This is a genomic window from Phaeobacter gallaeciensis DSM 26640 (assembly GCF_000511385.1).
In the GTDB taxonomy this organism is placed as follows: domain Bacteria; phylum Pseudomonadota; class Alphaproteobacteria; order Rhodobacterales; family Rhodobacteraceae; genus Phaeobacter; species Phaeobacter gallaeciensis.
Genome location: NC_023137.1, coordinates 3,693,040 through 3,715,497, shown reverse-complemented (window position 1 = coordinate 3,715,497; position 22,458 = coordinate 3,693,040). Strand labels below are relative to the sequence as shown.

27 protein-coding genes are annotated in these 22,458 nt (G+C 57.1%); 14 read left to right on the top strand and 13 right to left on the bottom strand.

From position 1 onward, the window contains the following. Positions 1 to 30: 30 nt before the first annotated feature. Both GAL_RS17905 and fliK read right to left on the bottom strand, forming a co-directional pair. Positions 31 to 723, bottom strand: coding sequence for a flagellar hook capping FlgD N-terminal domain-containing protein (locus tag GAL_RS17905; protein WP_024098960.1), 693 nt, complete (start codon positions 721 to 723; stop codon positions 31 to 33). A gap of 4 nt (positions 724 to 727) precedes the next feature. Further along, on the bottom strand, positions 728 to 2,287 hold the full coding sequence (gene fliK / locus GAL_RS17900) for a flagellar hook-length control protein FliK (protein WP_024098959.1): 1,560 nt from the start codon (positions 2,285 to 2,287) through the stop codon (positions 728 to 730). Between the two features lie 281 nt (positions 2,288 to 2,568). Between fliK and GAL_RS17895 the strand changes: the two genes are divergently transcribed. The 5 genes from GAL_RS17895 (at position 2,569) to flbT (ending at position 5,092) form a co-directional block, all read left to right on the top strand. Next, positions 2,569 to 2,859: a rod-binding protein gene (locus tag GAL_RS17895; protein ID WP_014876472.1), complete on the top strand. Its 291-nt coding sequence runs from the start codon at positions 2,569 to 2,571 to the stop codon at positions 2,857 to 2,859. Next, positions 2,852 to 3,211 (top strand): flagellar export chaperone FlgN, encoded by a 360-nt coding sequence (gene flgN, locus GAL_RS17890; RefSeq protein ID WP_024098958.1) that lies wholly within the window; start codon positions 2,852 to 2,854, stop codon positions 3,209 to 3,211. Before GAL_RS17895 ends, flgN begins: the two co-directional genes overlap by 8 nt. A 208-nt stretch (positions 3,212 to 3,419) precedes the next feature. Then, on the top strand, positions 3,420 to 4,232 hold the full coding sequence (locus GAL_RS17885) for a flagellin N-terminal helical domain-containing protein (RefSeq protein WP_024098957.1): 813 nt from the start codon (positions 3,420 to 3,422) through the stop codon (positions 4,230 to 4,232). 81 nt (positions 4,233 to 4,313) lie between these two features. Continuing rightward, positions 4,314 to 4,685 (top strand): flagellar biosynthesis regulator FlaF, encoded by a 372-nt coding sequence (gene flaF / locus GAL_RS17880; RefSeq protein WP_014876469.1) that lies wholly within the window; start codon positions 4,314 to 4,316, stop codon positions 4,683 to 4,685. A 2-nt stretch (positions 4,686 to 4,687) separates the two neighbouring features. After that, positions 4,688 to 5,092: a flagellar biosynthesis repressor FlbT gene (gene flbT / locus GAL_RS17875; protein ID WP_014876468.1), complete on the top strand. Its 405-nt coding sequence runs from the start codon at positions 4,688 to 4,690 to the stop codon at positions 5,090 to 5,092. 842 nt (positions 5,093 to 5,934) lie between these two features. Here the strand turns inward: flbT and GAL_RS17870 are convergent. Then, positions 5,935 to 7,263 (bottom strand): FliI/YscN family ATPase, encoded by a 1,329-nt coding sequence (locus tag GAL_RS17870; protein ID WP_024098955.1) that lies wholly within the window; start codon positions 7,261 to 7,263, stop codon positions 5,935 to 5,937. Positions 7,264 to 7,351: 88 nt separating this feature from the next. On the opposite strand from GAL_RS17870, the gene GAL_RS17865 reads away from it, so the two are divergent. Genes GAL_RS17865 through GAL_RS17825 form a run of 9 tightly spaced genes read left to right on the top strand, consistent with a single transcriptional unit; the run spans position 7,352 to position 11,930 of the window. Further along, positions 7,352 to 7,741, top strand: a complete 390-nt coding sequence (locus tag GAL_RS17865) for a FlgB family protein (protein WP_024098954.1) — start codon at positions 7,352 to 7,354, stop codon at positions 7,739 to 7,741. Between the two features lie 12 nt (positions 7,742 to 7,753). Further along, positions 7,754 to 8,146, top strand: coding sequence for a flagellar basal body rod protein FlgC (gene flgC, locus GAL_RS17860; RefSeq protein WP_014876465.1), 393 nt, complete (start codon positions 7,754 to 7,756; stop codon positions 8,144 to 8,146). A gap of 44 nt (positions 8,147 to 8,190) precedes the next feature. Beyond that, positions 8,191 to 8,487, top strand: a complete 297-nt coding sequence (fliE, locus tag GAL_RS17855) for a flagellar hook-basal body complex protein FliE (RefSeq protein WP_014876464.1) — start codon at positions 8,191 to 8,193, stop codon at positions 8,485 to 8,487. Between the two features lie 4 nt (positions 8,488 to 8,491). After that, entirely contained in the window at positions 8,492 to 8,764 is a 273-nt protein-coding gene (locus GAL_RS17850) for a flagellar biosynthetic protein FliQ (protein WP_024098953.1), read from the top strand. Further along, positions 8,764 to 9,480, top strand: coding sequence for a flagellar hook-basal body complex protein (locus tag GAL_RS17845; RefSeq protein WP_024098952.1), 717 nt, complete (start codon positions 8,764 to 8,766; stop codon positions 9,478 to 9,480). Before GAL_RS17850 ends, GAL_RS17845 begins: the two co-directional genes overlap by 1 nt. 10 nt (positions 9,481 to 9,490) lie before the next feature. After that, positions 9,491 to 10,276: a flagellar basal-body rod protein FlgG gene (flgG, locus tag GAL_RS17840; protein WP_024098951.1), complete on the top strand. Its 786-nt coding sequence runs from the start codon at positions 9,491 to 9,493 to the stop codon at positions 10,274 to 10,276. After that, on the top strand, positions 10,276 to 10,692 hold the full coding sequence (flgA, locus tag GAL_RS17835; RefSeq protein WP_014881583.1) for a flagellar basal body P-ring formation chaperone FlgA: 417 nt from the start codon (positions 10,276 to 10,278) through the stop codon (positions 10,690 to 10,692). The genes flgG and flgA overlap by 1 nt, the downstream gene beginning before the upstream one ends. After that, positions 10,692 to 11,432 (top strand): flagellar basal body L-ring protein FlgH, encoded by a 741-nt coding sequence (gene flgH, locus GAL_RS17830; RefSeq protein ID WP_024098950.1) that lies wholly within the window; start codon positions 10,692 to 10,694, stop codon positions 11,430 to 11,432. Before flgA ends, flgH begins: the two co-directional genes overlap by 1 nt. Before the next feature lie 9 nt (positions 11,433 to 11,441). Then, entirely contained in the window at positions 11,442 to 11,930 is a 489-nt protein-coding gene (locus GAL_RS17825; RefSeq protein WP_024098949.1) for a flagellar basal body-associated FliL family protein, read from the top strand. A gap of 76 nt (positions 11,931 to 12,006) precedes the next feature. On the opposite strand, the gene GAL_RS17820 is transcribed toward GAL_RS17825, so the two are convergent. The 10 genes from GAL_RS17820 to GAL_RS17775 all read right to left on the bottom strand — a co-directional run bounded on the left by GAL_RS17820 (position 12,007) and on the right by GAL_RS17775 (position 22,355). After that, positions 12,007 to 12,408: a hypothetical protein gene (locus tag GAL_RS17820; protein WP_024098948.1), complete on the bottom strand. Its 402-nt coding sequence runs from the start codon at positions 12,406 to 12,408 to the stop codon at positions 12,007 to 12,009. Further along, complete coding sequence (gene flhB / locus GAL_RS17815; protein ID WP_024098947.1) at positions 12,408 to 13,487, bottom strand: flagellar type III secretion system protein FlhB; 1,080 nt, start codon at positions 13,485 to 13,487, stop codon at positions 12,408 to 12,410. Before flhB ends, GAL_RS17820 begins: the two co-directional genes overlap by 1 nt. Beyond that, positions 13,484 to 14,263: a flagellar biosynthetic protein FliR gene (locus GAL_RS17810; RefSeq protein WP_024098946.1), complete on the bottom strand. Its 780-nt coding sequence runs from the start codon at positions 14,261 to 14,263 to the stop codon at positions 13,484 to 13,486. The genes flhB and GAL_RS17810 overlap by 4 nt, the downstream gene beginning before the upstream one ends. After that, the gene (gene flhA, locus GAL_RS17805) at positions 14,260 to 16,338 is read right to left on the bottom strand and encodes a flagellar biosynthesis protein FlhA (protein ID WP_024098945.1); all 2,079 of its coding nucleotides are present in this window, start codon (positions 16,336 to 16,338) and stop codon (positions 14,260 to 14,262) included. Before flhA ends, GAL_RS17810 begins: the two co-directional genes overlap by 4 nt. Before the next feature lie 27 nt (positions 16,339 to 16,365). Then, positions 16,366 to 17,166, bottom strand: a complete 801-nt coding sequence (locus tag GAL_RS17800) for a transglycosylase SLT domain-containing protein (protein WP_024098944.1) — start codon at positions 17,164 to 17,166, stop codon at positions 16,366 to 16,368. A 143-nt stretch (positions 17,167 to 17,309) separates the two neighbouring features. Next, positions 17,310 to 19,766, bottom strand: a complete 2,457-nt coding sequence (locus tag GAL_RS17795) for a hypothetical protein (RefSeq protein WP_024098943.1) — start codon at positions 19,764 to 19,766, stop codon at positions 17,310 to 17,312. After that, positions 19,766 to 20,635, bottom strand: a complete 870-nt coding sequence (motA, locus tag GAL_RS17790; protein WP_024098942.1) for a flagellar motor stator protein MotA — start codon at positions 20,633 to 20,635, stop codon at positions 19,766 to 19,768. The genes GAL_RS17795 and motA overlap by 1 nt, the downstream gene beginning before the upstream one ends. A gap of 77 nt (positions 20,636 to 20,712) precedes the next feature. After that, positions 20,713 to 21,360 (bottom strand): MotE family protein, encoded by a 648-nt coding sequence (locus GAL_RS17785; RefSeq protein WP_024098941.1) that lies wholly within the window; start codon positions 21,358 to 21,360, stop codon positions 20,713 to 20,715. Next, positions 21,360 to 21,821 (bottom strand): hypothetical protein, encoded by a 462-nt coding sequence (locus GAL_RS17780; RefSeq protein WP_024098940.1) that lies wholly within the window; start codon positions 21,819 to 21,821, stop codon positions 21,360 to 21,362. The genes GAL_RS17785 and GAL_RS17780 overlap by 1 nt, the downstream gene beginning before the upstream one ends. Before the next feature lie 9 nt (positions 21,822 to 21,830). Continuing rightward, a complete protein-coding gene (locus GAL_RS17775; RefSeq protein ID WP_024098939.1) occupies positions 21,831 to 22,355 on the bottom strand; it encodes a flagellar basal body-associated FliL family protein in 525 nt (174 codons plus the stop codon). Positions 22,356 to 22,458 lie beyond the last annotated feature (103 nt).

Genomic DNA, 22,458 nt, shown 5'->3' with positions numbered 1-22,458 from the left:
TACGCGCCAGATTTCCGGTGCCCTTGTGCGTCAGACTGCGGGTGCCACAGGTTCGCGCAGCGCTGTCACCGATGATGCCAAGATCGCCGAGCCGCCTTCCAGGATCAAGGCCACTTCGTTGCCACGCATCTGAGTTTCTTTCACCCGGGTGTAGGTCTCCGCAGTATCGGAGAGGACGACTTCACCGTTTTTCTGGCTCTCCAACGTAAAGCTGTAGCTGCCTGGATCAAACGCATATCCGTCGTCATCAATACCCTGCCACTGATAAGGTTCAGCTGAAACAGGGAGGCTGATTCGCTGCACCTCTTTACCGGTGTCATCCTTGACCACCAGATGAACAGTGTCGGCGATCTGGGCCGGGTTCGGCGAGACGGTTACAGGGTTGGCCCCGTCAAAGTAGGCGGGTGCTGCCGATCGGGTTTCCATACCCACCCAGCCGGACATGGCTGCCATGTTTGCCAGACCCAACTGCGCTTGGATCCCCTCCAGCACCTCATTGCCCTGAACCTGTTGTTCAACCATTGAGAATTGCGCCAACTGCGCCGAGTATTCTGTTGAATCAATCGGTTCCAAAGGATCCTGATACCGCGCCTGTGCGGTGAGCATCTTAAGGAAAGTCTCAAAGTCAGAGGCGATCCCTGTGGTTTTCTTTGGTTCAGCCGAGGCGGTCGACGCCGCTTGCTGTTGTTGCGATGCCGAAGCACCCGATACACTCGTTGTCATAATCTCAAATCCTCATATCAAGCCCAACCTCGCCGAGGTTGAGTGATTGCGTCATCGGTTCTGCAGGAAGGTCAGCCAGTTCCTCATCGCCAACCCCGGTGGACCGGCCGGCGTGGGTATTCGCCTCGCCGCGGCCGCCACTTTGATTCGAGGCTTCATCACCAGAGAACTGGAACGAAATATCCTCAAACCCCATCCGCTTAAACTCATCCGCCAGCTCACTGATATGACGCCGCATCAGGTCACCAGTTTCAGCGCGCTCAGTCTGAATCATGACACTGACGCCCGTCTCGGTGACAGAGACACGCATATTCACATGCCCCAGCTCCTTGGGATTGAGCGCTACATCGACGTTACGCTCTCCCTTCATTGCCAGCGCTTCGGCCATCTGATTCGCAATCAGGCGGGGCGTTTCAGGTTTATGCACAGTACCTGGGCTTACCGTTGCTTCTGTCAGCAGCTGTGACAGGCCAGGCAGCTCAAACCCGCTGCTACCGCCGGTCACCGCGCTACCTCCGATCTCCGCTGAGAACGATGGATCAATAGCAAGCGCCGACGTGGATGTTGGCATAGCGGCTGTAAGAGCTCCTGCACCCAGACCAAAGCTGGCAACCGAATATGTACCCTGAGGCAGAATTGTGGTGGTCTGCGTCGGCGTGGGGGCTCGCATCTGTTCAGCGGCTGTACGCCGTGCCTCAAGCTTTTCGCGCACTGGCGAAGTCGTCTCCGAAGCGCCCCCCTCTAACGGAGATGGACCGGCCGTTGGGTTCGCCTGTTGCACCGTTTGAGTTTGCGCTGCCACGGACGGTTTCACGGCATCCTTCACCGCCTCGGATGCCGCTGCCGCCGTTGCCGCGGCCTCAGTGGATTTAACCTCTGGCTGAGGATGAGCGCCAGGATTGGAGACGGCGTCGGTTTGCACAACTCGACCTCTTGGCCCAGATGTTATACCGTTTGCCTCGACCACAGTTCGACCCATATCCCCAGCGGTATCACCTGGCGCCTTGGTTTCAGCAGCTACCGAATCGCTGCGTAGTCCCTGTGTCGATTGGTCCTCCACGCCTGTGACCATCCGCTGCGGGACGCTACCCGTCTCAGACAGCGCCCTCTGCGCGATGGCAGGGTCGCTCTTGCCGCCCCCACTCTTTCCTTCAGCTAGCAAGCCATCCTTTGCAGTTGTCTCAGAATCGGAAGCGGCACCCTGCGCAACAGCACGACCACCCGGCAAACCGTCCTCAGATGAGCTGGCTTCGGCTGTTGCCTTCGCCCCATCAGCATTTGGATGAGGTAATGCGGTTGCCTGGCTTCCAGCTTTCTCCGCAGACGCGCCCTCACGACGGCCGTTCTCAATCCGCTTTTGCTCAGCAACATTGACATCCAGCTGCGTCGGAACCGCCAAAGCGTCCTGATCTGCTGCCGCCTCCTTGGCCGCCGCCTGATCCTGCGGATCTTGCGGGCCCTCTCCGGTGGCTGCCTCGGCATCATCATCATGTGTTGTTTGATTCGCCTTTTCCGACGCATCCGATGTGGAAGCATGCTGCTCAGCAACCTCTTCCATCTGCATTACGTCAGTTCCTGCATCATCTGACGAATTTGCAGTCTCTGCCATAACCGCGTCAAAACTTGCGCCTTTACGCGATTTTGCCGATTCGCCTTGCTGAACCTTCTCAGATCCCTGCGCGCCACCAGAGGTGGGGCTTGTAAGTGCGTTGATAAACATTGGCTTCCAGACATTCTATCTCGATGCCAGCACCATAACGCCAATCGGTTACGGCAATTTTAACCGATCATCCGCCAAAATAGAAAAAATCGAAGCAATTTCGACATCTCAGAACGAGGTACATCATGGAACCAATTGCTCAACTTCCGGCGATGCGGCGTCCCGCGGCCATCACCCCGCCGCCACAAGATCCGCTGCGCAAGGCCGCACAGGAGCTTGAGGCGACTTTCCTTACAGAAATGTTGAAATCCGCCGGTCTCGGCGAAAGTCGCGAAACAATGGGCGGGGGTGCTGGCGAGGACCAGTTTTCCAGTTTCCTGGTGCGCGCACAGGCGGAGCAAATCACCAAAGCGGGCGGCGTCGGCTTGGCAGAATCACTTTATCACGCACTGAAAGAGGCACAGGACAATGACTGAACAAACCCCGCAACAGCTGATCGAAGAGCTTGATACCCTACTGGATGCTGAGCGCGCGGCGCTAGTGAGTGGTAATCTGCAAGAGCTGGAACCACTGCTCGCCAAAAAGGAAGCAATCATAACGACACTGAATATGACCGCAGATCTGGAGCGTGAAGCTCTGGAACATGTTCAGGGCAAGGTGTCTCGCAATCAGGTTCTACTGGACAGCGCCATGGAAGGTATCCGTGCGGTCGCTGCCCGAATGGCGGAACTGCGCCGTGTGCGCAAAGGGTTGGATGTCTATGACCAGTCGGGGCGCAAGACCCGTTTTGCGACTGGCGGCACCCCCAACCTCGAGAAACGCGCGTAACCGGCCCAATTTAGAGAAAATTCTAGCAATGGAATTTCCGGCATTAGCACTCCCTTAGCACATAGTAGGCCAATGTCACTTTGCACCTTCAAAGGAGGGTGGCGCGGAAGCCGGACGGCGGAACGCATAGTCAGAAAGACGTCAGAGAGCGCCCTTCGGGGCAGGGAAACCAGAGGTCAAAACGCCTCTAACTAAAGGAATACATGCTATGTCCAGCATTCTGACTAACAATGGCGCAATGGTTGCACTGCAGACGCTGCAGTCCGTAAACAACAGCCTTGACGACACCCAGAGCCAGATTTCGACCGGTAAGCGGATCGGTTCGGCCAAGGATAACGCCGCGGTTTGGGCGATCTCCAAAACCATGGACTCTGATATCTCTGGCTATAAGTCGGTACAGGAATCTCTTGGCGTTGGTGAAGCGACTGTTGCTGTGGCCCTGTCCGGTGCCGAGCAAATCGTTGAAACTCTCACCGAGATGAAGCAGCTGGCGATTTCCGCAAACTCGGAAAACGTTGACCACGCAAAGATTCAGGACAGCATCGCCAAGAAGGCAGCGCAGATCGAATCGATCATCGACTCCGCTGAATTCAACGGAGCAAATCTGCTTGATGACAACGTCACCACCTCGTTGACTGTTCTGGGTGGACTGGATCCAGCTGCGGATACCATCACCGTAACGGCGATCGACTCTGAAGCAAACATCAGTACTGCCGGGATCACCGATATTACTGATGTGGCAACCGCCTCTACTGCGCTGACCGAGATCGAAACCATGCTTGGTAACGCGATCGATGCGGCCGCTCAGCTGGGTGCTGATTCCAATCGCCTGACCGACCAAGGCATGTTTGTGTCGAAACTCTCCGACTCCCTGACAATGGGTGTCAGCACGATGACCGATACAAATATGGAAGAATCTTCTGCGAGGCTGAAAGCGCTTCAGACTCAGCAGCAGCTGGCGGTGCAATCGCTGTCGATTGCAAACCAGGCGCCACAGACCCTGATGCAGCTGTTCCGTTAATAGCAGCTTGATCTGGGGCGCCACCGCGCGCCCCAGATCCCCTATCGCAGAGAATCTGTAGATTACATGTTAGGATAACACGTGAATGCCCTTCTAAAGGCGAAGAGCGCCTATTCGGCGGCAAAGGCCCCGACTCGAACTGCAAAGAACCTCGAATATGAAGTCATCGCCCGCGTAACCCGTCGCATGGTCGCCGCAGCCCAAAAAGGTAAGCCAGGTTTTACCGAACTTGCCGCAGCACTGACCGACAATCGCAAACTCTGGTCGATCTTTTCAGTCGAAGTTGCCAGTCCTGGAAACCCACTCCCGGACGAATTGAAAGCTCAGCTGCTCTCGCTTGGGGAATTCACCCATCAACACACCAGCAAAGTCCTGGCCCGCAAAGCGGATGTACGGCTTCTGGTGGAAATCAACACGGCCATCATGCGTGGCCTTCGCAGCGGAGCGTCCTGAATATGAGCGGATTGGTCCTGAAACTTGCCCCGAAAGAGCGGGTATTGGTGAACGGTGCAGTAATTGAAAACGGAGATCGGCGCAGTCGATTGTCCATTGTAACCCCAGATGCAAACATCCTGCGGCTGCGTGATGCCATCCACCCGGAAGAAGCAAACACTCCGGTGCGACGCGTCTGCTACGCGGCCCAGTTGGTTCTGTCTGGCGATGTCGATGGCGAGGAGGATCGCCTTCAAATGCTGCGCCGGATAGAGGAACTGAGTCAGGTGTTCACAGATCCTGACAGCCGTGCGTCACTGGCAGAGGCCACCGATGCTGTCCTCTCAGACAACCACTACAGATGTTTGAAAGCGCTGCGCACCTTGTTGCCACGCGAAGATCGACTGATGGCCGTACGCCCATCGTGAGTTCTCAGCCGATCGTGTCTTGGAAAGGCACTGTCGGCTGGAATTATTTTGTGAAAGCTATTCTGGTCAGCGAGTGACTGGGCAATCTGATCTTGCTTTGTAGGTGTCCGCGGGTTTCGGTAATCCGCACGACAAACTTGCATAAAACACGCAGATTGACTCACGACCTTGTTCTTTTCACACTTCCGCTCCGTATGTACTGGTTGTGAGTAGTTAATTCGCGTGCTGGAGCGCATTAACTACTGACCCTCAATACGACCGTTGTCTCTATCATCTGTGGTGTGCAGTAGGTCTCCTAGGTTTGAAAACCGTCGTTCAAACCAGGTGATGAATGCCGCAGCGGAACGACCACTCCTTCAGCGTCATTGTCCAAGAGGGCCAATCGACACCGCTAAAGTCATCATTTTATAGCTTCTTGAGCGCAGAGCAATTCAGTGCGAGTTGAAATCACTTAGTTTGCGCTTCTCCCATGACATCAGCGCGCGAAGGGTCTCCCGATCAAAAAGATCGATATGGAACCGCGCGTGCAAAATGCACTCGTGCCGTAGGAAATCCCGTCGCTCACTCCTCTTCATGATGAGGCAACCCGAGAAACGACGGGCCCAATCTGAGATTTCCGAGGTAGAAGATGCCAAAAGACTGTCGGTTCGAGGCATCTGAAGCTCAACGCGACATCAGCGAGTTCAATCTACCCACCAGGATAGACAGACACATCTGCCCAAATACGTGACTCAGGACACCCGCGCCTGTTGGATCCTCCTTGCAATCAGGCAGCTACACCAGCTTCGCAGAGCCGCGCTGAACGCGCACTACATTCCTCTAGCTGCAAGCCCTGCATCAGATTAGCGTATCGCCACGGCGCGTCGCATCATCAGCATCAGGCGATTGAAGCTGCTTTGTACCCCTTCAGGATCTGACCTGCCGAAGAACGAATCCAACTCTGGCCAGAGCTTCACAGCCTGATCCAGCGTCACATCATTGCCCTCCGAATAAAGGCCTGCGCGGATCATAACCTCTGATTGTTCATAAGCGCCGAGATACTTTCGGACATCCAGAATCGCTGAATTCTCATCCGCTGTTGCGGCCGCAGGCAGGCTTCTGGACACCGACCGCGAGACATCGACAGCCGGGAATCGTCCTCGTTCTGCAATCTCACGGTTGAGCACAATATGCCCATCCAGAACGCCGCGCAGAATATCGGCGATCGGCTCATCCATATCAGAACCTGCAACCAGCACGCTGAAAATCGCGGTGATATCGCCCTGGTCGCCACTGCCAGGCCCGGCACGCTCACAAAGACCGGTAATCAGCGGTGTCACTGACGGTGGGTATCCGCGCAGGGCTGGCGCTTCACCTGATGAAACGGCAATCTCGCGGTGTGCTTCGGCAAATCGAGTCACCGAATCTGCAAGAAACAGCACATTTTTTCCCTGATCTCGAAAATGTTCTGCCACGGCCATCGCTGACCACGCGCAGCGTCGACGCACCAGCGCCGATTGGTCGGACGTGGCTGCAACGACAACTGCACGCTGCATCCCCTCGTCGCCCAGAACATCTTTTACGAAGTGGTTGACCTCACGTCCCCGCTCGCCGATCAGCGCGATGACGACGACATCAGCCTCCATATTCTGTGCCAATGTGGCCAACAGCGTGGATTTTCCCACACCTGACCCTGCAAAAAGACCGACTCGCTGCCCTTTTACGATCGGCAGAATCGTGTTGAAGACCGCAAGACCAGTGTTGAGTCGTTCCCCCATCGGACGACGTGAAGCAGCTTTTGGTGGCGCTGCCATCAAGTCCCGAGTTGCCTCTCCACGCATCATCGGTCGTCCGTCCAGAGGTGCGCCGAAGGGATCAATCACGCGTCCGATCCAACTGTCACCGGGGGCAAAATCCGGCGTTGGGTGCAACAGAACAGCATCCCCGACAGCAACACGATCCGGAGCTGTATCTGGTAACATACTGACTTCACTACATGAAATCCGCATAACCTCACCTTCTAACGGGTCACTCCCCGCCCGACGAAGGATCAACCGATCCCCAATACGCGCCTGACCATTCAACCCCGATACCGTGATTGCGCCACCTGAAATTTCCGACACGCGCCCCACGGCTGACGACAGTTTCTTGTTCGCCAAATCCTGGGTCAATGCGTTGATGGCTGAGATCATGTTCTGGTGTCTCCAACTGTTCCTGAAAACAATTTCTAAAGGAATCGGGGTTAAGCCTTGATTGAAATTGATCGAGGGAGAAGCCCCGGTGTTTAAAGAACTGAACGTCTTTAAGATTGCCTACTCAATGGCCACCCATGCAGGGAAGCGCCAGGCATTGGTGTCGCAGAACATCGCCAATGCCGATACGCCTGGCTATCATGCCAAGGACATCAAGCCTTTCAAAGAAGTCTATGCGCAGGGACCCCGTGCAGGCGACATGGTTGCCAGCCGCTCCAACCATCTGCACGGCGCCTCCGGCAACGGTATGGACTGGGCTGTCACCGCCACGCGCGGGGGCGGTGATCCCAATGACAACACGGTCTCGATCGAAGGCGAAATCCTGAAAGGGGTTGAGGTCAAGCGGCAGCATGACCGCGCGTTGGCGATCTATAAATCCTCGATGAACGTGCTGCGCAGCAGCCTTGGCCGGAACTGAGGAGGTTAGACCATGAGCGAATTTTCCAAATCCCTCTCCGTCTCTGCAAGCGCATTGAAAGCCCAGGCAAGCCGCCTACGTCATGTGTCAGAGAATATTTCCAACGCAGATACCCCCGGGTATCGCCGCAAGACTGTTCCCTTTGAAGCGGTGCGCGATCTGCGCTCCGACGTAGAAAAGGTGGAGGTCGGCCCTGTGCGTCTGGACCGATCCGATCTGGAGCAGGTTTTTGATCCTTCCCACCCGCTGGCAGACGAGAGCGGCCATTACGAAGGGTCGAATGTAGACCTGATGATCGAGATCGCCGATGCCCGCGAGGCACAGCGCAGCTACGAGGCCAACCTCAAGATGTTCGAGCAGGGGCGGCAAATGTCGTCATCACTGATGGACCTGTTGCGCAGATAACACCGAGATTTTCTGAAACATACTGACATACCTGGAGATCCAGAATGGATATTCGCAGTCTTTCCGCCACCACCGGCTACGCCGCCGCACGCCCTGCGACCAAGGTCGATCCGGAGCACATGCCCAGCAGCGCCGAGGCCAAGATCAAGGCCAGCTTTGAAGAGTTCGCAGGCACCCTGCAGCAAAGCGAGCAGGTTTCGGTCACCGCAATGACAGGCAACGGCGACCCACATGCGCTGGTGCAAGCCCTGGCCCAGACGGAACTGGCGGTGGAAACCGCGGTGACCGTCCGCAACAAGGTTGTCGAAGCCTATCAGGAAATCCTGCGGATGCCGGTGTAAGCCCATGATGAGCGAAGGGCTTTTCTACGACACTCTGCGCCAGGCCCTCTGGGCGGCCGTGATGATGTCGACACCGATTTTGCTGGTTGCACTGGTTGTTGGCCTCGCCATCGGCCTGTTTCAGGCCCTGACATCGGTGCAGGAAATGACCCTGACCTTTGTGCCAAAGCTTACCGCCATTCTTGTCGTTTTCTGGATGACCATGGGTTTCATGACGCAGACCTTGGTTGCCTTTTTTGATGGGCACGTTGTGCCACTGATTTCAGGAGGTCTGTAATGGGAGACACCGGTTACACCACCTTGTCCCGCCAATCGGGTCTGATGCGCGAAATGCGCGTTGTCGCAAATAACATCGCCAACTCAGCCACCACCGGATACCGGGCCGAAGGGGTCATCTTTTCCGAATTTATCCAGACTGCACCCGGTCAGGAATCCCTGTCGATGGGGCGGGCAAATATCCGCAACACCTCGATGGCGCAGGGAGCTCTGACTCAATCGGGCGGTGATCTGGATCTTGCCATCGAAGGCGACGGGTACTTCATGGTCGAAACCCCGATGGGGGAGCGGCTGACCCGGTCGGGCGCATTTTCCACCAACGCCCAGGGTGATCTGGTCACCATGGATGGTCATCGGGTCTTGGATGCCGGTCGCGCGCCTGTGTTCATTCCGGGCGATGCCAAATCCATCAAATTCGGCGCCGACGGCACATTGAGCGCAGATGGTCGTGCGCTCGGCCAAATCGGCATTTTTAAACCGGAAGAGAATTATCAGATGATCCGAGAAGACGGGGTGATGTTCCGCGTCGATGGCGAAATCGAAGACGCTGGCGACGCCCGCGTGCTCCAGGGGTTTCTGGAGGGATCAAACGTCAATGCCATCTCTCAGCTGGCGCGAATGGTCGAAATTCAGCGGGCCTATGAAATGGGCCAGAGCTTTCTTGAGACCGAAGATCAACGTGTCCGCAACGCCATCAAAAATCTGACGAAGTCGTAGGAGTAAGCCCATGCGCGCCCTGAAGATCGCCGCAACCGGAATGACCGCGCAGCAGCTGCGTGTTGAGACAATTTCGAACAACCTCGCGAATATGAACACCACGGGCTATAACGCTCGGCGCGCGGAATTTGCAGACCTGCATTATCAGCAAGTTACACGGGCCGGCACGGTAAACGCCTCCGACGGGACTGTGCTGCCCACCGGTGTGCAGGTGGGCCTTGGTGTCCGCGCCTCTGCAATCTCCATTCATCTGGCGCAGGGGGCCCTGACCCAGACCGGGAATGATCTGGACGTTGCCATCGACGGCAAAGGATATCTCGAGGTGACGCTCCCCTCCGGACAGTCCGCCTATACCCGCGACGGTGCCCTGAAACGATCGGCCGAGGGTCTGGTTGTCACCTCAGATGGTTTTACGGTCTCCCCGGATATCACCATCCCCAGCGACGCGCGCAACGTCTCGATCAATGCCGATGGTGAGGTCTACGCCTATTTCGATGAAACCGCCGAAGGGCAGCTGATGGGTCAGTTGACGCTGGCCGGGTTCTCCAACCCCAAAGGCCTGGAAGCCCTGGGCAGCAACCTCTTTGTAGAGACCGAAGCCTCAGGTGCGGCCACTGTTGCCTCTCCTGGTGAGAATGGTCTCGGCACCCTGCGTCAGGGCTATCTGGAGGCCAGTTCGGTGGATGCCGTCCGCGAGGTCACGGAGCTGATCGAAGCCCAGCGCGGCTATGAAATGAATGCCAAGGTCATCTCTGCCGTCGATCAGATGATGGGCGCAACCACGCAGGTACGCTAATGAAACGGATCCTCGCCATTGTGATGCTGTTCTGTGCCCAGCCCGCCTGGGCCGACATTCTGGTCCCGGTGCGAACCATCCGGGCCAAGGAAATCGTGACGGCCGAGGATCTGGTTCTGAAACAGGCCGAGGTGCTGGGCGCGATCTCCGATCCGTCTTTGGTGATTGGCCAGGAAGCCCGCGTGGCGCTCTATGCAGGGCGGCCAATGCGCCCCGGCGACGTTGGCCCGCCAGCCATCGTGGAGCGTAACGATCTGGTCACCATTCGGTTCAAACGTGGTGGTCTGACCATTCTGGCTGAGGGCCGTTCGCTTGGTCGCGGCGCTGATGGCGAAGCAATCCGTGTCATGAACTTATCGTCACGCACGACCATCAGCGGGCGTATCGCCGCAGATGGAACAGTTGAGGTAAACTGATGAAAAATAGAACCCTTTTGGCGAATTCGGCCCTTGCGGCTATGATCACGCTGAGCGCCTGCGGACGGCTGGATCATGTTGGCAAACCACCGACGTTCAGCCCCGCAAATGAATCTCCTGAACATGTTGCCATGCTGTTTCAGGGCTTGCCTGTAAACACGCAGACCCAACGCCCGGTTGATCAAGCATCACTGTGGAGCGGGTCGCGCCAGTCACTGCTGGGAGATCGCCGGGCAACCAAACAGGGTGACATCCTGACCGTCGTCATCGAAATCGATGAAGAGGCCGAAATCTCCAACGACACCAAGCGGTCGCGCTCCGGCTCCGAAAGTTTGGCGGTTCCGCAACTGCTCGGCCTGCCCCAGCGATTGGATCGGAAACTGCCCGAAGGGGCGTCAATGGCCGATGCCGTTGATATCGGCAGCAGCAGCAGCTCCGGCGGCAAAGGCTCTGTAAAGCGCAGCGAGAAACTGGAACTGCGGGTCGCCGCAACAGTGGTGGATGTGCTGCCGAATGGTGTGCTGTCGATCAGCGGCACACAAGAGCTGCGCGTCAACTTCGAGATGCGCGAATTGCTGGTGACAGGCTACGTGCGCCCTGACGATATCAGCCGCCAGAACGAGATCACCTATGACAAGATCGCCTCCGCGCGGGTCTCATACGGTGGCCGTGGCCAGATCACAGATGTTCAACAACCCCGTTACGGCCAGCAAGTGCTGGACGTGATCCTGCCATTCTGAGGCCTGCATATGTTGTCAAAACTACTGCCCGTCATTCTGCTCCTTGTTGGGACCGCCGGTGGGATCGGCGCCGGTGTCATGCTGGCCCCGGCCCCCGCCCCGGAAGAGCACGCCGAGGACAGCGGCGAGCACGCCGAAGAAATTACCCCTGAACTGCCGGGCGAAGAGGAAGAGCAGCGCGAATACATCAAGATGGCGAACCAATTCGTCGTTCCAGTTGTCGAGCGTGAACAGCTCTCCTCTCTGGTGGTGATCTCTCTCAGCCTGGAAACCAAGGCCGGGATGAACGAGAAAATCCACGCCTACGAGCCGAAGCTGCGGGATGTCTTCCTGCAGGTGCTGTTCGATCACGCCAACATGGGCGGTTTTCGTGGCGCTTTCACCCGCTCCGACATGTTGACGCCCTTGCGAACTGCCCTGCGCGAAGCTGCGCAGAAGCAACTGGGCAAGGATATTTATGATGTGCTGATCGTGGAAATGTCACGACAAGACGTCTGAAGCCCAATTCAACATCAACGAAAAAGGCCGGTTCAAATGAACCGGCCTTTTTTGATGCAAACATGTTGCGTTAATCTCATTCCATATTCATCAGCCGGTTGTGCAGCTTTTGCGCCCTGTCCTTTTTCACCCGCTGGCGCTCCTGGATCGCCATCGTTTCTACCGCGTGCTTGCGGCCGAACGCCTTGCGCAGATTGTCCATCGCCCGCAGCTTCTGCGCGGTAATCTGCGCCAGCTCCATATTCAATTGTCTGCGCGTGCGGCTGTGCCAGCCCTGCCAGAGAAGATCCGCACCGAGCGCTTTCATCGCATGGTCGGAATTAGCCATTTCGCGACTGTCTTTGATCTGCTGATCCAGTTTCGCCAATTGACCGCGCACCCGCGCCTCAGCATCCAGAACCGGTTTCACCTTGGCATGCTCTTGCAGGTACATGGCCTCTGTCACATCTGCCATCTGGTCCAGCATCTTCTGCTTCATCACACCATCCCCTTGGCCCGTTGACGCATTTTTTCCGCAAAGCGGATGGCGGCAGCAACAGGTGCAAAATGTTCTTCGTGAATTTCCTCACCGATATCGACCGCCGCATGCAATGCACGCGCGGTGGGCGGGTCACTGTGGATCGGAACCCCATTCTCATTGGCGACTTCGCGGATAACTGCCGCAACCTCGTCGACACCCTTGGCGACGCAAATAGGGGCCTGCCCCGGCGCGCGATCCCACTTGAGCGCAACAGCGTAATGTGTCGGGTTGACGATCACCACATCAGCCTCAGCCACGTCGGCAACCCCTTGGCCCATAGCGATTTCATGTGCCTTTTGACGGCGCGCGCCCTTCAGATGCGGATCACCTTCTGATTCTTTGCTTTCGTCCATGATCTCCTGACGAGACATCATGTTTTTGCGATTGTGCTCTGCCTGCTGAAAGGACGCATCAATCACCCCGATACCAAGCGCAATGATTAACGCCAGGATCAGAAATTCCAGCGCCAGTTGCGCCATCATCATCACAACAACAAACGCCCCGGTAGCCGAAGAGGCAATCATATCCGGCAACCGATAATTGAGGTACACGCCCATACAGACTGAATAAAGCACCAGCTTGACCGTGCTTTTGAAAAACTCAAACAGCCCCGAACGCCCGAATTTGTTCTTGGCGTTCGAAATGATCGAAATTTTTGAGAGTTTTGGTTCCAGCTTACTCGGAGCAAAGACCAGCGCGCGCTGTGCGATGATCGACAGCAGGACAGCGGCCATTGGGACAATAAATATTGGCAGGCTGGATGTGCCGACCGCCATAAATATCCCACCAACCGGCACGGTCCCCGCGCCACCGAAGAACAAATCAGCCAAACGGTCGGGCTGGTCTAAGAACGACATTAATACCGTCCCCAGCTCTTCAACCACATCCGCGCCTGATACATAGATGGCGATAATCAGGCCAAGATAGGATGCCGCCACGTTGAGGTCCGTCGACTTTGGAACCTCCCCCTTCTTACGCGCTTTCTCCAGTTTCTGCGGTGTTGGCTCATATGACTTGTCTGAATCATCGTCGCTCATGGCATCCCCTCCCCCGGATTGGCGAAGAACCCCATAAGTGCCGTGCTCCAGATATCCAAAATCATCGGGCTGGCCACCATCAGAATTGCGAGACCTCCGAAGGTCACAACAGGAGCACCCACAAAGGCCACCATCAGCGCAGGCATCGCGCGGTTGATGACGCCAAGTGTCAGGTTATAGACCATCGAACCGATCAGGAATGGTGCTGCCAGCGAAAAGCCCATTGCAAAACTGCGCGACACCCGGTGCACGCCCCAGTCCGACAACCCAGAAGCGCTCGGGAACTCACCCACCGGAAACATCATGTAGCTGTAGATCATGAACTCAGCCACCCGGATGTGCAGACCCAACATCACGGCCAGCGCCAGGCCAGAGATCAGCAGGACCGCACCGATAGCGGGCATGGGCTCGGCGCCGATACCTCCCAACACCTGCGCCAGCGAGGTCGATTGCGCGGCAATGGTACCGGCAATCTGAATGGCATGAACGAACATACGGATCGCCATTCCCAGCGCCAGACCAACAACCGCTTCGCTGAGTGCGAGGCTTCCATAATGTAGTGGGCTGTCCGGCGGCGGAAGGATCGGCAAGGCCGGCGCCACGATAAACGTGAACGCCAGAGAAATTGCCAGCTTGATCCGCGTCGGCACATATTTTTCGCCAAAGGCGGGCAACACCGAAACCATCGCCCCAATCCGCAGGAAAACGATGGCCCCATGCCAAAAGCCGGCGCCCAGAAGGGCGACCAGCTCAGGTGGCAGAAAGTCCAGATTCATGCGGGAACCATACCAACGAGCGCCGGTCTCGCTTCAAGCCCGATCTCCTCGAATGATAGGACCGGGTTAAGGATGCCACGCGATTTGAGGATTGTCCGCAGATATCGACGGCGCCGGGTTGAGGTCACAACCGCTGCAAATACGCCCTGTTCCGTGGTGGTATTCAGCCGCTCACTCAGCCCTTCGGCCAGCCGGTTGAACTGTTCCGGCGGCAGCGCAATATCGACGGCACCGCCCTGGGCGTCGATCTGGTAGGTGGAGAATGTCTCCTCCCACTCAGGCGCTAGCTGGATCAACGGAATGGTGCCATCTTCGCGTTTCATCTCACCAACCAACTGGAAGCCCAGCCGCTGACGCACATGTTCGCAGATAGTCTCCGGCTGCGGAGTATGCAGGCGGGCCTCGGCAATCGACTCAAGAATGAGAGGCATATTGCGGATTGATACCCGCTCCTCCAGCAGCAGCCGCAGCACCGTATGCAGTGTATCAATCGGAACCTTGTCCGGAACCAGCTCATCCAGCAGCTTTCGATTGGCTTCCGCACGGAACTCATCGGTCAGCTCCGTCATCTCATTCAACAGGCGACGGAGGGATTTCAGTGTCAGCAGGCGGGGGAAGTTCTGTTTGATCACCTCCAGCAGATGCGTCGCCAATATCTCTGGCGCCGTCACAATTGTCGCCCCCGAAAGCGCAGCATCTTCCTGCGCTTTTGAGGAAATCCAGCGCGCCGGGGCGCCATAGACCGGTTCGGTGACATCCGTGCCCGGCGGCAGGGCATCATGATTGTCCGGCATCAGGGCTAGAACCATTTCCGGATGCAGGATGCCACGCACCTGTTCGACACCCTGAATCTTGATCACATAAGTACCTGTCATCAGTTCCGGCTCATCCGTCAGGCGGATTTCAGGCAGGATCAGCCCGAATGTCGTGGCCACATGTGTTCGCATGTTGGCGATACGGGCATCCAGACCGGTCCCTGCGTCCAGCACCATGCTCACCAGATCGGGCGCAAATTCCAGATGCAGGTCATCCAGATCGAGGATGTCACCAAGAGCCCGGTTTTCCTTGGGCTCCATGACCTCTTCGATCTGCTCTTCCATCTCCGCCTCTTCGCGGTCCTTCAGGTTTTTGCTCATCCGGTAGGCGGAATAGCCAAGCACACCAGCCCCAACCATGAAGGGGATAAACGGAAGACCGGGAACCAGCGCGAACAAACCCATGAGAATGGCCACGGTCGCTAGGGCAGCCGGGTGTTTACCTAGCTGGTCGGCCAGCGCGATATCCGTCGACCCTGTTGCCCCGCCACGTGCCAGCAGCAGAGCAGCCGCGATCGAAATAATGACCGATGGGATCTGCGAAACCAGACCGTCACCAACGGTCAGGATGGCATAGGTTTCAAAAGCGGATACTACCGGCATGCCATGAACAAGCACACCCATGATCAAGCCCATGATCAGGTTCAAGAGGGTGATCAACAGGCCGGCAATCGCGTCGCCTTTTACAAATTTGGACGCCCCATCCAGAGACCCGAAGAACGTCGTCTCACGCTGTTCCGTCTCGCGGCGGTCACGCGCAGTTGCATGGTCAATCGCCCCTGCGGACATATCACTGTCGATGGCCAGCTGTTTGCCCGGCATCCCGTCCAGAGCAAAGCGGGCACCGACCTCTGCCATCCGCGCCGCACCTTTGGTGATGACCATGAAGTTCACGATCAACAACACGCCAAAGACTACGAGACCCAGGAAGACGCTTCCGCCCATCACAAACTGGGCAAATCCTTCGATCACGCCGCCAGCGGCATCGGTACCGGTGTGTCCCTGACCGATGATCAGTTTCGTCGACGACACATTGAGCGAGAGGCGTAGCATTAGCGAGGCCAGCAAAATGGTCGGGAAGGACGAGAAATCCAGCGGGCGCTCAATGAATAAGGTAATCGTGAAGATCAGGATCGCCAGACCAAACGAGGCCGCCAAGCCAACGTCCAGAACCCAGGCCGGCATCGGCAGGATCATCATAACGATGATCGCCATCAGCGCGAGCGCCAGCAGCACAGTTGGGCTGAACAGTTTTTGCATATCAATATTTGGCACGAAATTCAGCCCTTATTTCAGTATGATGAGCGCTTGCGCCGAAGTGCCGCCGCCGGTTAATGGAACCAGAGATCCCAGGCGGGCAGCACCGGACGGTGCCCCACCCTGAGTGATCAGCGGCGATGGATTGTGAAGCATGGCGAGGGGTTGTGGGGCGGTGAACGTAGCCCGGTTTCGCTCGACCGGTAGCGCCGCGACTGTCTCTACCGGCTTTAGGTCCGCGCGCACCCTGTCAAAACGCGCAGTATAGCGGTTTGCATAGGTGGGTGTGCGCGAGTGGTAGGCGCCGGCAGCCTGCGACCAGTCACCAAATTCATCGTGCAGTTCGCGCAAGAACTGCGCCGCATATTGCGCATTCGCAAGCGGGTCGAACATCTGGTCAATCGAGTCAAAAGCTTGACCATGCCATTTGAAATTGATCTGGAAACACCCGACGTCAAAGCTCCGCGCACCGCGTTTGAAGTGGGAGAAGACATAGGCCCGAGCCTCATCTTCTGTCTGAAACCACTTGCCGGCACCTTCCATATTGACGGTCCAGGGCCACGGCTGGAGCCCTTGCTTGCCGCCGCGGCCGGTCTCCGTTCTGGTGATGGCACGCAACACGTCCAGCGGAACGCCCTGATCACGTGCGGCCCGTCGCGCGGCAAGATCACATAGCGCCGATACCTGCGGCGAAGCCGCGTATATTTTCTGAGGAATAAGCAGCCCCAAAAGGCCAAATACTGCGACAAGCAGCACGGACCACTTCGGCAAACTGCCTGCGCAGCGGACACACCGCCGCTGTTGTCGGAAATAATAGCTCGATTTCGGCATTCTGCCTGTCCAAATGAGGATTCACCCTAGGTTCGAGCGTAAGGTGAGAGCGTTGACAAACCGTTAGCACCAGACGCGCAAAGACCGCCCCGATTAGGCGGTCTTCGCAAATGCTCAGCTCAGATAGTTGTGGTTATTGGATGCTACGATCCATCGTCGGAAGGATCGGCTTGCGGCGCGACCTTCTGCAACAGATCTGCGATACCGCCACGCGTCCCCTCGCTGCTTTCAACAAGCGCCCTCGCATGGGCCAAGGGCGGCAGGCCAGTGGGTTCTTTCGCGGTCTCTTCGATTTCTGTTGTCACGCGCGCAACGCCACCGAACTGCTCCGTGTCATCCGCATCAATCGTGGCAAGCGTATCACGATCCTCCGAATGCCAGAATCCGCGCGCAGCTGCATCTTTTTCTTCTTCTTCAAGCAGATACTCACCCGCTCTCGCATATTCTCCATTGCGCCAAAGTGCCTCTGCACGCAGCTTGTTTGCCGTGGAACCGGACAGCCCCATCAACTCAACCAAAGCGGAATGCGGTTTGTCCATCGCCAACGCCGCTTTGGCCAGGATTAGTCGGCGTTTCGTGTTTCCAGGCTCCATCGCCAGCTTTTTCAGGATTGATTGAGCCTGCTGCGCAAACCCCAGATCCAGCAGGCGTTCGGCCACGATGTCCGCAACCGGCGCGACCTCTGCAGTGGTGCCATTGGCCGCGATGACCAGCGCATATTGCAGGAAGGTAACATCGTCCGCCCGCTCTGTCAGCAAGGTCAGCAACGGTTCCAGCGCCGCAGTACGAGCGGCCGGGCCATCGCGTCGGGTCAACACTTCCAGTTCGTTGAAACTGTCATGAAACTCACCAGTCAACGCCAGGGCGGCAACCACGGCACGCCTGAGCTCCGCGCCCAATGGGCTGTCGCGGTTCTCTACCTCATAGGAGGCGACCAGATCCGGCACATCCGGCGACAGCGCGCTGCGTTCAGCAAAGCTGAGGTCGATCAGTTCAATCAGGGCCCGTGGTGCGTTTTCCGTCCGCTCGGCCACTTCATCCGTCAACTCTTGGGCGACGGTTTCAACATCGCCTTCCAGTCTGGCGATTTCTGCCTCGGCCAGGTTGATTTCAGGAACATGCTCAACACCAGTGCGATCTACAGATCGCAATGCCGCGCCCGCCAGATGGGGATCGCCCGCCTTGGCAAACAACGTACTAATGCGCGGGCCGACTTGTACCCGCAGATGCGGTGGCAGCTTGGCAAAAGCTTGTTGGATTGCATCTGTTTTGGCGCTTTTTTTGATGGTCCCATCAGCCAAGGCGGCCCAGAGCGCCACTTCGCTATCGCAGACCTGCTGCCCCGCGAAAGCATGGTTAACCTCCATCTGCTGGCCGTCGAGCACAGCCCCCATGGCCGTCAGCGCCACGGCATCGTCGTGCTCTGCAGCACCAGACGGCATCATCCGCAGGATCGCCTGTGCCTCAGCACCAAATCCAAAAAAGAGATAGGCCCGCGCCAATGTCAAAACCGCTTCCGGATCGACGTCATCAAATTCACGTACCAAATCCGCGCGCAGCGGCGAAATCTGGTCTGCAAATGGCTCATCCGTGCCCCATTCGTGTACGGCCACTTGTCGACTTGGAAGGCAATGCGTTGGCTGGCCTGAAATGTCAGACCTGCGCGCAATAAGACCAGTTTCACGGTCCACGGACGAGGTGACGGAAATCTGGTCCAGCGGATTAAGAGGGCGATCCCGGCTGCTCAGAGGATCAAGGACGTGCCCATTCGGGCCGTCATGCACCTCCACACCGACCAAGTCCAATAACCCTTGATTGGTGGCACGGCTGATCTGTTGCAACAGCCGCTGTTCGGATTCGTTGACGGTTGCCGCTCTCTCTGTTTCCGATAAATCAAGCAGCATATCCGCGTCCACTTGGACCGGAACCGGGGTCGGCACAACGGTAGGCTCCACCGCAACGCGTGCTTCTTCAGCCGCTGGGGCGGGCGCCTCAGTGCGTGGGATTCGGGTCAGATCAAGGGGTAGTTGGATCGCTGACGGTGTTTCCGCCACAGCAACAGGAAGGCGCTGCACCTGATCAGCACCAGAAGTGCTGCGGGACGTCACACCAGCAAGATCAAGGGCGGCACGCGCGTCCGCAGCTGCCCGCGCAGCAAGATTAAACCGATACCCGGTACTATTGATATTTCCGGGCAAGAGCGGCAGCGGCGATCCGGCCGCCAAAGGCTGATCAGAACCGGGCGTGCCATCGGCAATATCAACCACCAGATACCCGTCCTTCTGAACAAAGGAGGTGACATCGCAGTTACACCCAAGCTGCAGCTGTAACGGTTGCCCAGGTCCCGCCTGCGAGACCGATTGCAAGCGTGTACGCGGAATGAGGTCAAAGACTTGCGATGTGTCAAACACAACTGTGGGCGTATCGATCACGACCTGGGCGACTTGCCCGGACTGACGCAAGGACCAGGGCGCCCCGTCCGGGAGTCGCATGACCAATCGAGAAAACCCGGCATGCTCTCCCGAACGTGCAACCACTGTCTGGGCATCGACAGATGCCGCAGCCAGGGTCAATGCTGCAAAGGTCAGCGCGCGCCACATCATGCTGCGTCCTGTTTCACCGATTTCAAGGCATCTTCCAGTTCAGAAAACCCAGGGCGGATGTGGGATGGGGTATTCTGACGCCCCACTTCGATACAGATCGCTGCTGCGTGATTGTGCAGGTTGGCCACCAGAACTTCGCGGATGAGCGAATAGAAATGTGCGTCCTCTTCGACAACTGACTTCACCTTGCCTGCGAAGGGGCCGACCAGACCATAGGCCAGGAAAACACCCAGGAATGTCCCAACAAGAGCACCACCGATCAGCTTACCCAGAACTTCTGGCGGCTGGTCAATTGATCCCATCGTTTTGATGATGCCGAGAACAGCCGCAACAATGCCCAGCGCCGGAAGACCGTCGGCAAGCGATTGCAGCGCATGGCTGGAGTGCAGGGCATGGTGCAGGTTCGCCTCAATCCGCTTTTCCAGAACTTCCTCAACCTGATGCGGGTCATCATAGTTCATCGAAGCTGACCGCATGGTGTCACTGATCAGATTTACCGCCTCCTTATCTGCAAGGATTTTCGGGTAGCGATTGAAAACAGATGAGTTTTCCGGGTCTTCGATGTGCTGTTCGACCTCAACCGGGTTCGCCCTTGCGATCCTAATCAGAGAGAAGAGCAGGCATAGAAGATCTCGGTAGTCATCGGGCTTCCATTTGGGCCCTTTGAATACCTTACCGACGTCTTTCAGCGTATGTTTAACGCCGCCCATATCATTGCTGATCAGAAAGGCGCCAACACCCGCTCCACCAATCATCATGAATTCGAATGGCAGAGCTTTGATGATGATCGCAAACTTGCCACCTGCGAGGAGATATCCCCCGAACACCATGACAAAGATAACCACGATGCCTACAATACCGAGCATTAGGTCCACTCCGAATTTCGTTTGTTTCTACAAGTTTAGGCGATTCACGTTAAAAAAGCCTGAGGAGCAGCGCCTGCTTACTCCTTTGGAACAGACCCATTGCGACCCGCCAGGACCACGCTGATTGTATAGGCCGCCTGCGGGCTAAGCCCTGCCATGATGCCGGCTGCTGCCTCGGGGCGCATGCGCGCAAGGAAGCCCGCTGCAAAGGCAGGATCCATCTCCTCAAAAAGGGCAGACGATTCTTTTGGTTTCATCTGTTCGTAAACCGATGTCAGCCGCGTCAGATCCGCTTCGGTCGCGCCGTCAGCAAGGGCAAGCGTCGATTTCAGCTCTTCCTCGGCCTGCTCAAGAGCCACCAGTTTCTGCTCAATCGCATCATCTGCGATCTCAAGCGCTTTCATACGGTCTTCAATCTCGGCCTCACGGGCGGATAGGGCCGCTTCACGTTCCTGAAAGGCTGCCAGCATATTCTGCAATTCGGCAGAAGAGGGCATCGACTGACCATTCAGCGTGCCTTTCGGCTCTTCTTTCAGGGTCGATTCGTCCTGCAGATTTGCAACTTCACGCGCGATGGCTGGGCCAGCTTCCAGGCCGAGGCGCACAATTGCCGATCCCATCAACAGCAGGGCCAGCATCATGAGAGCACCACTGCGCGTCCGCTTGATACGCGTCGCCTTTTTCGGCTTCGCAGGGGTGGCTTTTGTATTTGCTATATTGGCCATTATGCAACCCGACCCTGCGCCCGGTTATGGCGGACAAACATCAGCCCTGCGGGTTTCGCAGGTTCTGGCTCCGCCGCCACTTCAGGCTCCGCGTCAGCCTCATATGCCGCAGCCAATGCATCGCTTTCTTCAGCCGCAGGTGCAGCAGTCTCAGGTTTCGGCTCAGGTGCTGGTGCCTCCGGCATGTCGTGCATAGAGGCCATCATAAGCTCCAACCGCTGCGCAACCGATTCGGCGCGCCCGGTCAGCTGGTCCAGCGCCTTGCTGGAGCCATCCGATACATGGCGCGCGGCCAGCAGTGACTTGTTGAGATCATCGACCTGCGCCGAAAGCACTGCAACAGCGCCGCCAACACCTTTTTCCAGATCATTAAAACGCTTCAGCCGACGCGAGAGCACCAGGCAGTAAAAGCCTGCCCCCATGGCCCCGGCCGCAAGCAGGATATCCGCAATCAGTTCCATCCCGTTCTCCTAGTTCAATACGAAGTCCATAATCAGCAGATCCCGCACCCGGCCCTGGCCAGCTGCAATATTGATCCGCCGCAGCATCTGTGCGCGCAGTTTGGGCAGGGCCATCGGATCGGTCAGATCCTCCAGCTCCAGTGCCCTGAGATAACTGTTGAGAACATCGACAACCCGCGGGAGGATTTTCTCAACCTCGGCCCGGTGGGCGAGATCAACCTCCAGCTGAGAGCGGAATCGAAGGTGCTTTAGACCACTTGCCTTGCGCAAACTGATCACAATCGGTTCCATTTCGATAAAAGCGAGATTGGCGATATCTTCCGCCGACTCACCATTGTCCACGCCTTCTGGCGCCACTTCGGTCGCATCCACCCCTTCTGGGGCTGCGCTCTGACCAAAGGGAAGAAGGCCTGACTGGACAGCGAAGAATCCCCCACCGGCGCCAACAAGCGCAAGGACAACCCCAATAATAAGGGGCAGCTTGCTCTTCTTGGCCGGGGCGTCCTGTTCTGTGTCTACTACAGCGTCTGTCATGACTATCCCTAATACGTCGTGCCTCATCTTCTTAACTCGCGGACACTAACCGAATGTTAAGGGCAATCCGGCAAAAGGGTTGCACATCGGACAGAATGCCGGT

Coding starts and splice junctions, on each gene's coding strand:
- flgG (WP_024098951.1), top strand. CDS start 9,491: ATGCGCGCCCTGAAGATCGCCGCAACCGGAATGACCGCGCAGCAGCTG.
- GAL_RS17785 (WP_024098941.1), bottom strand. CDS start 21,360: ATGGCCAATATAGCAAATACAAAAGCCACCCCTGCGAAGCCGAAAAAG.
- flgA (WP_014881583.1), top strand. CDS start 10,276: ATGAAACGGATCCTCGCCATTGTGATGCTGTTCTGTGCCCAGCCCGCC.
- GAL_RS17780 (WP_024098940.1), bottom strand. CDS start 21,821: ATGGAACTGATTGCGGATATCCTGCTTGCGGCCGGGGCCATGGGGGCA.
- GAL_RS17845 (WP_024098952.1), top strand. CDS start 8,764: ATGGGAGACACCGGTTACACCACCTTGTCCCGCCAATCGGGTCTGATG.
- GAL_RS17800 (WP_024098944.1), bottom strand. CDS start 17,166: ATGCCGAAATCGAGCTATTATTTCCGACAACAGCGGCGGTGTGTCCGC.
- GAL_RS17870 (WP_024098955.1), bottom strand. CDS start 7,263: ATGATCTCAGCCATCAACGCATTGACCCAGGATTTGGCGAACAAGAAA.
- fliK (WP_024098959.1), bottom strand. CDS start 2,287: ATGCAGATGGAAGAGGTTGCTGAGCAGCATGCTTCCACATCGGATGCG.
- GAL_RS17825 (WP_024098949.1), top strand. CDS start 11,442: ATGTTGTCAAAACTACTGCCCGTCATTCTGCTCCTTGTTGGGACCGCC.
- flgH (WP_024098950.1), top strand. CDS start 10,692: ATGAAAAATAGAACCCTTTTGGCGAATTCGGCCCTTGCGGCTATGATC.
- motA (WP_024098942.1), bottom strand. CDS start 20,635: ATGCTCGGTATTGTAGGCATCGTGGTTATCTTTGTCATGGTGTTCGGG.
- flhA (WP_024098945.1), bottom strand. CDS start 16,338: ATGCAAAAACTGTTCAGCCCAACTGTGCTGCTGGCGCTCGCGCTGATG.
- GAL_RS17820 (WP_024098948.1), bottom strand. CDS start 12,408: ATGAAGCAGAAGATGCTGGACCAGATGGCAGATGTGACAGAGGCCATG.
- flhB (WP_024098947.1), bottom strand. CDS start 13,487: ATGAGCGACGATGATTCAGACAAGTCATATGAGCCAACACCGCAGAAA.
- GAL_RS17885 (WP_024098957.1), top strand. CDS start 3,420: ATGTCCAGCATTCTGACTAACAATGGCGCAATGGTTGCACTGCAGACG.
- GAL_RS17905 (WP_024098960.1), bottom strand. CDS start 723: ATGACAACGAGTGTATCGGGTGCTTCGGCATCGCAACAACAGCAAGCG.
- GAL_RS17775 (WP_024098939.1), bottom strand. CDS start 22,355: ATGACAGACGCTGTAGTAGACACAGAACAGGACGCCCCGGCCAAGAAG.
- fliE (WP_014876464.1), top strand. CDS start 8,191: ATGGATATTCGCAGTCTTTCCGCCACCACCGGCTACGCCGCCGCACGC.
- GAL_RS17795 (WP_024098943.1), bottom strand. CDS start 19,766: ATGTGGCGCGCGCTGACCTTTGCAGCATTGACCCTGGCTGCGGCATCT.
- flgC (WP_014876465.1), top strand. CDS start 7,754: ATGAGCGAATTTTCCAAATCCCTCTCCGTCTCTGCAAGCGCATTGAAA.
- GAL_RS17810 (WP_024098946.1), bottom strand. CDS start 14,263: ATGAATCTGGACTTTCTGCCACCTGAGCTGGTCGCCCTTCTGGGCGCC.
- flgN (WP_024098958.1), top strand. CDS start 2,852: ATGACTGAACAAACCCCGCAACAGCTGATCGAAGAGCTTGATACCCTA.
- flbT (WP_014876468.1), top strand. CDS start 4,688: ATGAGCGGATTGGTCCTGAAACTTGCCCCGAAAGAGCGGGTATTGGTG.
- GAL_RS17895 (WP_014876472.1), top strand. CDS start 2,569: ATGGAACCAATTGCTCAACTTCCGGCGATGCGGCGTCCCGCGGCCATC.
- GAL_RS17850 (WP_024098953.1), top strand. CDS start 8,492: ATGATGAGCGAAGGGCTTTTCTACGACACTCTGCGCCAGGCCCTCTGG.